Genomic DNA, 11,143 nt, shown 5'->3' on the forward strand with positions numbered 1-11,143 from the left:
AGTGGAGAGAGCCACGAATCGGCTTCCCTCTTCAAACGCCATCCCATAGGGCATAGTTAATGCTAGCAACAGAAACAGCTAAGATACCCACAGGGGTGTGGGAAATGGGGATGCGCTACTTTGTCGAGGTCAGCTTCCGCTGTGATGATGAGGCAATTTGGGATACCCTCACCCGTCATTTGGGCTTTGTCGAAGCAAAAACGCTGGATCAAGCCATGACTCTCCACCATTTTTTTGAAATCCATCCCCTTGTTACTGGTGTCGAAACCTTTGTGCAATCGAGCGAAAGCCAACCCTACCTCTTGATGACCACCTATCCAGAACGCATCAGTAAGGCCAATGTTCAACGCAGCCGCTTTCAGGAAGCAGTGTCCATCCTTGGAGAAAATAGTCCGGGACTAGCAGAGTGGCTCTTTATGGAGACCACGGGGGATGAGTATTGAGTGCTCTACTCCACAATAGAGAAAACTATAATATAAGGCCCCCTTGGAGCACACCACAGGAAGTTGTGACGTTGCTATGTCCAACGATCGCCCGCTGCCCCATTCTGAAACTGAATCCCCGGCCCTGCGCTTAGGACGCAATCCCGGTTTACAGGTGCGCCACGATGAGGTGGAGCGATCGCTTTTGACGCCGATGCTTCAGCACTATGCTGAAATCAAGGATGCCTATCCCCAAGCCCTGCTCCTCTATCGGGTGGGGGATTTCTACGAAACCTTTTTTCAGGATGCCTGTATTGTTGCCCGCGAACTGGAACTGGTGCTCACTGGTAAAGAGGGGGGCAAAGACATCGGGCGTGTTGCGATGGCTGGCATTCCCCACCATGCCCTTGAACGCTACTGCCGCACCCTGATTGAGAAAGGCTATGCCATTGCCATCTGTGACCAAGTGGAAGACCCTGCCCAAGCCCAAGGATTGGTGAAGCGGGAGGTGACCCAAGTCTTTACCCCGGGAACGGTCTTGGATACCGAGCTGCTGCAGCCGCGCCGCAATAATTTTTTAGCCGCCGTTTTGCTTTCTGGCAACCATTGGGGGTTGGCCTATGCCGATGTCTCGACGGGGGAGTTTTGTACCACCCAAGGGAGCGATCGCGCCGAGTTAGTGGCAGAACTCAGCCGCTTGCAACCGGCAGAAATTCTTCTCCCCAGTGAAGCCCCAGACATTAACCGCGTCCTGCGTCCCGGCGAAGCCAAGGATCAGTTACCTGCTGAATTACCACCGCAATGGTGCTACACCCTGCGATCGCCGCAAGATTTTCAGGCTGCAGAAGCCCGCCAACGCCTGTGTCAACGCTTTCAGGTCAAATCCCTCGAAGGTTTTGGCTGTGAACATCTGCCCCTTGCCATGCGGGCAGCCGGTGGCCTCTTGGCCTATTTGGATGAAACCCACCGCCAACAACCGGTGCCCCTGCAAAACCTCAGCACCTACTCCCTTGCCCAGTATCTCTTTCTTGACCTGCAGACCCGCCGCAATCTGGAACTCACGCAAACCGTTCGTGATGGCAGCTTTCAAGGCTCGCTGCTGTGGGCAATTGATCGCACCACGACGGCCATGGGAGGGCGCCTATTGCGCCGCTGGCTTCTGCAACCCCTTCTGGAGATCGAACAAATTACGGCTCGTCAAGAGGCCATTGCTGAATTGATGGCCAACAGTAGCCTGCGCCAAAGCCTCCACCGCCACCTGCAGGAAATTTATGATCTTGAGCGCCTCGCGGGGCGGGCGGGTTCTGGGACAGCGAATGCCCGTGATTTAGCCGCATTGCGGGACTCGTTTCGCACGCTAGTTTCCCTTGCCACAGTTGTTACAGAAACCCAATCACCCTATCTTCAAGCTTTGGCTCACCTGCCACCGGTGATTGAGCAGTTAGCGGCAACCCTCAGTGCTGCCCTTGTGGATCAACCCCCCATTAGTCTCACGGAAGGGGGGATTCTGCGACCGGGTACCTATCCAGAGCTAGACCGCCAACGCCAGCAAATTGAGCAGGATCAACAGTGGATCCTCAATCTAGAAGCCCAAGAACGGGAGCGCACAGGCATCCCCACCCTGAAAGTGGGCTATACAAAAGTCTTTGGTTACTACATCAGCGTGTCCCGCGCCAAGCTCAACCAAGTGCCCCAGGACTATATCCGCAAGCAGACCCTCACCAATGAGGAACGCTTTATCACGGCTGAACTCAAGGAACGCGAAGCACGGCTATTGGCAGCCCAGAGCCATCTTTTTGAACTGGAGTACCAGTATTTTGTGCAATTGCGGGAGCAGGTGGCCACTCAGGCCTCCACGATTCGCCAGGTTGCGGCAGCGGTGGCAGCGGTAGATGCCCTGTTGGGATTGGCAGAGGTGGCGCTGTACCACGGCTATTGCCGACCAACGCTGACCACAGACCGGCGCTTAGAAATCGAAGGGGGGCGCCATCCAGTGGTGGAGCAGATGTTACCCGCAGGCTTTTTTGTACCGAATGATACCTATTTGGGCAATGGCGCAGATCTCATGGTGCTGACAGGCCCAAATGCCAGTGGCAAAAGTTGCTATCTGCGGCAGGTGGGTTTAATCCAGCTTCTTGCCCAGATGGGCAGTTATGTCCCTGCCACCCGTGCCACCTTGGGAGTGTGCGATCGCATCTTTACCCGTGTGGGGGCAGTTGATGATCTAGCGACCGGCCAATCCACGTTCATGGTGGAAATGAATGAAACGGCAAATATTCTTAACCATGCGGGCGATCGCTCCCTTGTTCTCCTCGATGAAATTGGGCGCGGTACGGCCACCTTTGATGGGCTGGCGATCGCGTGGTCCGTGGCCGAATATCTTGCCACCACGCTGAAATCCCGCACCATTTTTGCCACTCACTACCACGAGCTGAATCAACTGGCAACCCTCCTGCCCAATGTGGTCAATTACCAAGTGGTTGTCAAGGAACTTCCCGATGAAATTATCTTCCTACACCAAGTCAAACCCGGCGGTGCCGATCGCTCCTATGGCATTGAAGCCGGTCGCCTTGCGGGACTGCCGCCAGTAGTTATTCAGCGCGCCCGGGAAGTCATGCGCCAAATTGAAAAACACAGCAAAATTGCTGTCGGGCTACGCAAGAGTCAAAAAAATACCGCTGCACCTCAAACCTTGCCTGAAGTTGACCAGCAAGAACTCCCCCTACAGTGAGCTACAGAAGCAAGTGTCGGAAAAGCTCTACCTGAAGTTGTCCCTAGCGCGCTACCGCAGGGATACCTCAATATCATAAATCCCATGAAATTCTCCCTAAAATAGTACTAGGCAGGGGCTTAGGACAGGAGGTTAGCTAGGCGATGAGAAATCAACGTCTATGGGAATTCAACACCGCAACACCCCCAACAACTCCAGCACCATTTCAGAAGCAACATATTCTAAGGTGGCCCGCAATCGCAGTAGTAGGAGGTATCCTAGGAATATGCGTCCTCGGGGGTCTTGCCGTAGTTGTCGTCGGTGGGCTTTCAGGGGAACCAGCGGCAGACCTAACCAAGTGGCAAACTGCTCCTCCTAATGCTGAGGTTCCCTTCTATTCTCCAAATGATTCGGCTGACAGCGGTATGGATATGGGAACTGACCCCTACACCCCAATGCCGAGTTATGATTTTGGCGGCAGCACAAGCAGCGATTTCGGTCTGGGCAACACCGATGGTCTAGCCGAATCGATTCGTGAGCACAGCAATGAGAACTCTTGGTGGGCAGAGGAGTGGAGCCGCGCCCTAGGCGACAACTATCCTGAGCCAAGCCATGTTGATCCTGAGGGCAATCCTGGCTGGATTGATCATAGCGGTGCATTCCACGACTACAACTCAGGCATGTCGGATTACGAGAGTTCTACCCTAGGCGGTGGCTATAGTGGGGAGTAAGCATCACAAGAGAGCAAGAGAGTATCCCTTAACTAGCCTTCCAGAAAAGAGGCAAGGGATACCTTCCCCAATTTTTTCGTGACTGGCTTCTATTCATCCTATTTTTTGAGACTAGAGACTATTTTTTTGAGAGAAGAGTGAATTATTACTAGAGAAACTTAGGGGCAATCCGTCCACAACCAAGGGCTAACCTGACCCAAGCCGTTATCATAGATGAGGAATGTAACGTTTTGTTAACAAGGGGGATTTGTGGTTGTCCTGTTGAATTTACCCCCATCTGTGCGGCAAATGCTGCTCAGGCTAGTGTTGGCCGGTCTATTGTTCTGGTCAAGTATTGCTGCAATGCTACCCACCTTACCCCTGTATATTGCTGAGACGGGGGGGACGCCTCAGCAGGTGGGGTTTGTGATGGGTGCCTTTGCCATTGGACTCATTTGCTCCCGCTCTTGGCTAGGGCCTCTAGCCGATCGCCGGGGACGGAAAATCACGCTCCTCATTGGCCTCGCCGTGGCGGCGATCGCCCCTATCTTCTACATCTTTAGCCACAACCTACCTCTCCTGATTGCGGTGCGCCTTCTCCATGGCGTGAGTATTGCTGGCTTTACCACCGGCTACATGGCCCTCGTGACGGACATTGCCCCCCCTGAGCACCGCGGTGAAATCATTGGCTACACCAGTCTTGTGCATCCCATTGGCGTTGCCCTTGGGCCTAGTCTCGGCAGTTGGCTGCAAATGCACTACAGTCATGGCTTGGTCTTCATCGTTGCCAGTGGCTTAGCCGCCCTAGGGTTTATGGCTGCCGCTGGGGTACGTGCAGGGAATATCTCGCCGCAGTTGGGGGTGCCTCGCGCCGAAAAAAGCCTCTTTTGGCGGTTGTTGCTGGCAGAGCGGCTGCGGATTCCGAGCCTAGTGATGCTGAGTGTAGGACTGACCTTTGGCACGATCGCCACCTTTATCCCCCTGTTTATTGCCAGCGAGCGGCTCGACATTTCGGCGGGTCTGTTTTACTCCGTAGCGGCGATCGCCAGCTTTATTGGTCGCGTAGCTACAGGGTCTGCCTCCGATCGCTGGGGACGGGGCCTCTTTATCTCCACTAGCCTAGCCTGCTATGTTTTGGCCATGCTCCTGCTTGCGCAGGCCGATACTGCCGTTGAGGTTCTGTGGGCAGCAGTCTTGGAAGGGTTAGCGGGAGGGGTGATTATTCCCATGGTGGCGGCCCTCATGGCCGATCGCTCCAGTCCCGAGGAGCGAGGACGAGTGCTCAGTCTGAGTTTAGGGGGCTTTGATCTGGGGATGGCTCTAGCGGGGCCACTGCTGGGAGGGCTGATTGATCCTTTGGGCTATCGCCTGATCTTTCGCGTCGCAGCGGTCTTTAGCCTCCTAGGGCTGACCTTCTTTTTGACCGCCAGTAGCAAAAGCCTGCCCGATTCCCTGCGCTTTGCCCTCGGCATGGGCCGCGATCGCTATGCCCTGTAGCCTATCATTCCTTGGGGATTCGTTACAATTTGTTGAGATACCTGACTACGGAAGAGCGCGTGTCCACACCAGTTTCAGCTAGTTTGACCCCCACTGGCAAATCCTACCGCTGGAATCGCGAGCGCTACTCCAAAACGCGGCGCTTCTTTGATATCTGGTTCTTTGTTTGGCGATTTCTCTTTGGCCGTTGGCTCCTCACCAAATCTTGGAGCTACTGGGGGGGCATGACTGATGCCAAACGGGCAGCGCGACGCCGTGCCCAAGCCATTTGGATTCGCGAGACCTTCCTTGACCTTGGCCCCACCTTCATCAAACTGGGGCAACTGTTTTCCACGCGCGCCGACCTCTTTCCCAGTGAGTACGTCGAAGAACTCAGCAAACTGCAAGACCGCGTCCCCGCCTTTAGTTATGAGATTGTTGAAAAAATCATTTATGAAGACTTTGGCCGCCACATCCCCGAACTGTTTCGCAGTTTTGACCCCATCCCCATGGCCGCCGCCAGTTTGGGTCAAGTCCACAAAGCGCAACTCCGCTCTGGCGAGGAAGTGGTGGTTAAAGTTCAACGCCCCGGCCTACGGCAGTTGTTTGATATTGATCTAGCCATTCTCAAAGGCATTGCCCAATACTTCCAAAACCATCCCAAGTGGGGCAAAGGCCGCGACTGGATGGGCATTTACGATGAGTGCTGCCGCATTCTTTACGAAGAAATTGACTACCTCAATGAGGGACGCAATGCTGACACCTTCCGCCGCAACTTTCGCGATCGCGAGTGGGCCTGTGTGCCCCGTGTCTATTGGCGCTACACCTCACGGCGTGTGCTCACCCTTGAGTACTTGCCGGGGATTAAAATCAGTCACTACGAAGCCCTCGAGGCGGCTGGCCTAGACCGCAAACACCTTGCCGAACTGGGTGCCAAGGCCTACCTCTATCAAATTCTCCATGACGGCTTCTTCCACGCCGACCCCCATCCGGGCAACATTGCCGTCAGTCCCAGTGGCCAACTGATTTTCTACGACTTTGGCATGATGGGACGCATTCAACCCGTCACCCGCGATAAATTGTTGAAAACATTTTTTAGTATTGCCCAACGGGATGCTGAACAGGTGGTACAGTGCCTTGTAGAGCTAGGGGCGTTGGTACCCACAGGGGATCTAGGGCCGGTACGTCGTTCCATTCAGTATCTCCTCGACAATTTCATGAGTCAGTCTCTTGAAGCCCAATCCGTGACTCAAATTAGCGATGACCTCTACGAAATTGCCTATAACCAACCCTTCCGGTTTCCCGCCACATTTACCTTTGTGATGCGGGCATTTTCCACCCTAGAGGGAGTAGGTAAAGGCCTCGACAAAGACTTTAACTTCATGCAAGTTGCCCAACCATTTGCCACTGAACTTATGACCAACGGAAACTTCACCGATCCCAGCAACGGCAGTCTCTTCTCTGAACTGAGTCGTCAAGCCGCTCAAGTGGGCAGCAGCGCCATTGGCTTGCCGCGTCGCCTTGAAGAGGTGCTCGATAAACTTGAAAATGGTGATCTGCGCTTGCGGGTGCGCGCCAGCGAGAGCGATCGCATTCTGCGGCGCCTGAGTAACATTAACTTAGGGCTGAATTATGTGGTTCTCATTGGCAGCTTTTCCTTGGTAGCAACCATTTTACTTGTGAATCAGTATCTCCTCTTGGCCGGTGTGGCAGCGGCATTAGCGGTATGGTTTGGCCTCCTCTATTGGCGACTAATGCTTAAACTCGATAAGTATGAAAAAATGTTTTAACAAGCAGCCCAAAACAGGGGGGTCATGGACGTTGCCGGCTTAACGGACTGTGGTCTGATTCGCAAAAGCAATCAGGATGCTTTTTATATTGACGAAAAGCATCAGCGTTTTTTTATTGTGGCTGATGGCATGGGGGGGCACGCTGGGGGTGAGGAAGCTAGTCGTTTAGCAGTTGAACATATTCAGGCCTATTTGGAAGCCCACCTTGAAGACCTTCAGCATGACCCTGTGACTCTACTGCGCCAAGCCTTTCTCGCCGCCAATCAGGCCATTGTTGAGCAACAACGCCAAAATACTGCCCGTGCTGATATGGGTACCACGGCGGTGGTGGTTCTGATTGATGCAGCGGGCGATCGCGCTTGGTGTGCCCATGTGGGAGACTCCCGCCTCTACCGCTGGCGCAAAGACGCACTTCAGCAAATTACCAACGATCACACTTGGATTGCCCAAGCTGTACAGTTGGGCAGCTTGACCCTTGAGCAGGCACGGCAGCACCCATGGCGCCACGTTCTCTCCCAATGTCTAGGCCGCGAAGACCTGACCCAAATTGATATTCAGCCCATTGATTTAGAGCCGGGCGATCGCCTACTGCTGTGCAGCGATGGCTTAACCGAAGAACTCACTGATGAGGTCATCAGCATCTACCTCAGCGAACCCAATGTCGAAAAAGCCGCCACTGCCCTTGTGAATGCCGCAAAAAACCACGGTGGTCGTGATAATGTGACCGTTGTTGTCATCGCTGTCTAAAGGCTATGCAAATGGAATTTATCCGCTTGACTCTCCCCCGCCACCGCCTCTTCCCCCCTTACCATGACGCCATTGAACAGTCCCTGCATGCCTATGGTCAGCCCCTGCGCTGGGCGATTACTGCCACTACCACCACTCATCTAACGGTTGAAGCCGTTATTCTCAAAACCCCACCCAACCCTTGATAGAATCCCTCTAGGTTCTTTTATTCATCCGCCTATGACCCGTGCAGGTATTGGCATTCAAACCGCCCAGATTCGCCCCGGCCGGGTGAGCGGTCAACTCCACGTCTATGACGGTGCCGGTAAAGGGAAATCCCAAGCTGCGCTGGGCGTTGTTCTGCGCTCCATTGGCTTGGGTATTGCCTCCGCCTCGCCAACGCGGGTACTCCTGTTGCGTTTTCTCAAAGGACCCGGCCGTGCCTATGCCGAAGATGCCGCCATTGAAGCCCTGCAACGGGGGTTTCCCCATCTTATTGATCAGGTGCGCACTGGCCGCGCTGAATACTTTACCGCTGAACAGATTACCAAGTTCGATCGCCAAGAGGCACAGCGGGGCTGGGATATTGCCAAGGGGGCGATCGCCTCTGGTCTTTATTCCGTGATTGTTTTAGATGAACTCAACCCTGTCTTAGATTTAGGCCTCCTGCCCATTGATGAAGTGGTCAACACCCTCCGCCGCAAGCCGGAACACCTAGAGATTATTGCCACTGGCCGCGGTGCCCCTGCCCAACTGCTGCAAATTGCTGACCTTCACTCCGAGATGCGTCCCCTTGTTCACTCCACCGCCCAAGAACAGGGTATTGAAGGCATTGAAATCTATACCGGTGATGGCAAAGGCAAATCCACCAGTGCCCTCGGTAAAGCCCTTCAAGCGATCGGCAAAGGAATTAGCCGCGATCAATCCCACCGTGTCTTAATTCTCCAGTGGCTCAAGGGGGGGCAAGGTTATACCGAAGATGCAGCGATCGCTGCCCTTAAGGAAAGCTACCCCCATTTAGTGGATCACCATCGCTGTGGTCGGGATGCCATTGTCTGGCGCGGTCAACAGCAGGAGATTGACTACATTGAAGCCGAACGCGGCTGGGAAATTGCCCGAGCTGCCATTGCCTCTGGCCTTTACAAAACAATTATTCTGGATGAACTCAACCCCACCGTTGACCTCGAACTACTGCCTGTCGAGCCGATTGTACAAACGCTCCTGCGCAAGCCCCGCACCACTGAAATCATTATTACCGGTCGCTGCAAATATCCCCCCGCCTACTTTGAACTGGCTAGTGTCCACTCGGAGATGATCTGCCACAAGCACTATGCCGAGAAGGGTGTTGATCTCAAGCGCGGCGTTGATTTCTAAGAACAGAGGCGCGCCAGCACTGTTTCCCCCACCGTAAACTGCTGCAAATAGGCCATTAGAACCTGAAATTGGGGGCGATTGAGGCGGTAATAGACCCACCGTCCCTCTTAACGCGATAGCACGAGATTGGCCTGCCGCAGTGCCCGCAGATGAAACGAGAGCTTTGAGGGTGTCAGCTGCAGGCGATCGCACAGATCACAAACACACAGCTCCTCTCGATGCAGAATCTCAATCACCTTCAACCGCAACGGCTCCCCAAGGGCATGGAAGGCCAACTGAATCTCAGCAGAGTATTCCTTCAATTTCTGAAATTTCTAAAGCAACCATCACTGCACCGGACAAGGAACACCAAGGGGTTGGCGCAACTGCTCTTGCTCCCCTGTTTGAGCCGTATTCACAGGCTTAGGCGCTTGACTGCGATAAATGGCTTGGCGCAATTGCGCCACTCCTGTTTGATACAGGCGATCGGCTGCCGTCGTCCACAAACGGGGATTGGTACTCACCGCTTGCGGCAGCGTCACCATTACATTTGGCGTAATCCCTGTGCGGTTAATATCCGTACCATTGGGCGTGTAGTAATGGGCAACCGTCACCGACAAGCCTGAACCATCACTCAATTGATGAATGGATTGCACCAAAGCCTTACCGTAAGTTGGCGTGCCCACCACAATCGCACGACCATTATCCTGCAATGCCCCTGTGAGAATTTCACTACTGCTAGCGGAGCGGTGATCCACCAAAACCACGAGGGGCAAATTCGTCAATGCCGATTGATTCGCCCGCACCTGTTCACTATGACCACTGCGATCGACCGTACGCACGATCAAACCTTGATTCAACCACATGCGGGCAATATCAATGCCTGCCTGCAGTAGTCCCCCCGGATTTCCCCGCAAATCCAAAACAAAGCCCTCCACCTTCTCCGCCTCTAGGTTGCGAATTGCCGCTCGCAACTGATCTGCTGCATGGGCAGTAAATTCACTGAGATAGATATAGCCAATACGGGCATCGCCTTCCTCTTTAACCAGCGATCGCACCGCAGGGAGTTCAATCAATGCCCGTGTCAGAGTTAGGCGAAAGGTACCGCGATTAGGGCGAAACAACTGAAGTTCAATGGGAGTGCCCACCCGCCCGCGAATGCGTCGCGACGCCTCCTCAATCGACATGCGACGGGTAGAGTGACCATCAATGGCCAGCAGGCGATCGCCTGCCTTAATCCCCGCTTGAGTCGCTGGTGAATTTTCCAGTGGCTCCAAAATCGTCAACTGTTTTGTCTTTTCATCCACCGTTAAGCGAATACCAATCCCTGAGACTTCCCCGGACGTTTGTGTGCGCAAAGCTGCAAACTCCTCCGGGGTCATAAAGCGCGTATAGGGGTCATTCAACTGCTGCAACATCCCCCGAATAGCCGCATAGGCCTGCTCCCGTAACGTGTAGCGCTGGGCCAAAAGTTGTCGCCGTACTGCCAGCCAATCCACCTGATTAAATGACTCATCCACATATTCCTGCTGCACAATTTGCCATACCTCATCCACTAACGTCTTTGGGCTGTCCTGCATTCGTCCGTAGCTTGGTAAGGCCGCCGCCAGCACCGCTGCAACGACTGAAGAACCCAGCAACACCCAGTGCCGAAGACCCATCAAACCTATGAATCGAGGCATGACCCTAAGAACCTTTTGAGGAGAGCGATATTTGATGCAATATAGACCCAACTACCCATCGATGTCACTCCTCTATCCAAAATCAATCATCCCTTAAACATTTCTTAAAAATCAAGACCCCACCTAGGAGACCTAGATGGGGTGATTGAAATATTTTGCCTAGCACCGAGCTATTTTTGCAGGAGGTGACCCTCCAACTATCTTCACCGCTGCGACGTTTCACCTCTGAGTTCGGGATGGATCAGCGTGGTTCCGCCGCGCCATAGGCACTAGG

The 11,143-nt window shown here is 54.0% G+C and carries 9 protein-coding genes, 1 rRNA gene and 1 pseudogene; 8 read left to right on the forward strand and 3 right to left on the reverse strand.

What is annotated here, in order from left to right; all coding sequences use genetic code 11:
- Positions 1-59: 59 nt before the first annotated feature.
- The 8 genes from ACK4HN_RS05325 to ACK4HN_RS05360 all read left to right on the forward strand — a co-directional run bounded on the left by ACK4HN_RS05325 (position 60) and on the right by ACK4HN_RS05360 (position 9,208).
- Positions 60-443: a hypothetical protein gene (locus ACK4HN_RS05325; RefSeq protein ID WP_409851068.1), complete on the forward strand. Its 384-nt coding sequence runs from the start codon at positions 60-62 to the stop codon at positions 441-443.
- A 76-nt stretch (positions 444-519) separates the two neighbouring features.
- Positions 520-3,153 (forward strand): DNA mismatch repair protein MutS, encoded by a 2,634-nt coding sequence (mutS, locus tag ACK4HN_RS05330; protein WP_409868636.1) that lies wholly within the window; start codon positions 520-522, stop codon positions 3,151-3,153.
- 410 nt (positions 3,154-3,563) lie between these two features.
- Positions 3,564-3,863 carry a hypothetical protein gene (locus ACK4HN_RS05335; protein ID WP_409851064.1) on the forward strand — a complete coding sequence of 100 codons (300 nt, stop codon included), beginning with the start codon at positions 3,564-3,566 and terminating at the stop codon, positions 3,861-3,863.
- Positions 3,864-4,112: 249 nt separating this feature from the next.
- Positions 4,113-5,339, forward strand: a complete 1,227-nt coding sequence (locus tag ACK4HN_RS05340) for an MFS transporter (protein ID WP_409868635.1) — start codon at positions 4,113-4,115, stop codon at positions 5,337-5,339.
- A gap of 59 nt (positions 5,340-5,398) precedes the next feature.
- Complete coding sequence (locus ACK4HN_RS05345; protein WP_409868634.1) at positions 5,399-7,108, forward strand: ABC1 kinase family protein; 1,710 nt, start codon at positions 5,399-5,401, stop codon at positions 7,106-7,108.
- 24 nt (positions 7,109-7,132) lie between these two features.
- Complete coding sequence (locus tag ACK4HN_RS05350; RefSeq protein ID WP_409868633.1) at positions 7,133-7,855, forward strand: Stp1/IreP family PP2C-type Ser/Thr phosphatase; 723 nt, start codon at positions 7,133-7,135, stop codon at positions 7,853-7,855.
- Positions 7,856-7,866: 11 nt separating this feature from the next.
- The gene (locus tag ACK4HN_RS05355) at positions 7,867-8,040 is read left to right on the forward strand and encodes a hypothetical protein (protein WP_409851054.1); all 174 of its coding nucleotides are present in this window, start codon (positions 7,867-7,869) and stop codon (positions 8,038-8,040) included.
- Positions 8,041-8,074: 34 nt separating this feature from the next.
- Positions 8,075-9,208 carry a cob(I)yrinic acid a,c-diamide adenosyltransferase gene (locus ACK4HN_RS05360; protein ID WP_409868632.1) on the forward strand — a complete coding sequence of 378 codons (1,134 nt, stop codon included), beginning with the start codon at positions 8,075-8,077 and terminating at the stop codon, positions 9,206-9,208.
- Here the strand turns inward: ACK4HN_RS05360 and ACK4HN_RS05365 are convergent.
- The 3 genes and pseudogenes from ACK4HN_RS05365 to rrf all read right to left on the reverse strand — a co-directional run bounded on the left by ACK4HN_RS05365 (position 9,205) and on the right by rrf (position 11,143).
- Positions 9,205-9,510, reverse strand: a pseudogene (locus tag ACK4HN_RS05365) (ArsR/SmtB family transcription factor). The gene ACK4HN_RS05360 and the pseudogene ACK4HN_RS05365 overlap by 4 nt on opposite strands.
- Positions 9,511-9,534: 24 nt before the next feature.
- A complete protein-coding gene (locus ACK4HN_RS05370) occupies positions 9,535-10,848 on the reverse strand; it encodes a S41 family peptidase (protein ID WP_409868631.1) in 1,314 nt (437 codons plus the stop codon).
- A gap of 178 nt (positions 10,849-11,026) precedes the next feature.
- Positions 11,027-11,143, reverse strand: a 5S ribosomal RNA gene (rrf, locus tag ACK4HN_RS05375).

It is taken from the genome of Thermosynechococcus sp. (genome assembly GCF_046299655.1).
Classification (GTDB): domain Bacteria; phylum Cyanobacteriota; class Cyanobacteriia; order Thermosynechococcales; family Thermosynechococcaceae; genus Thermosynechococcus.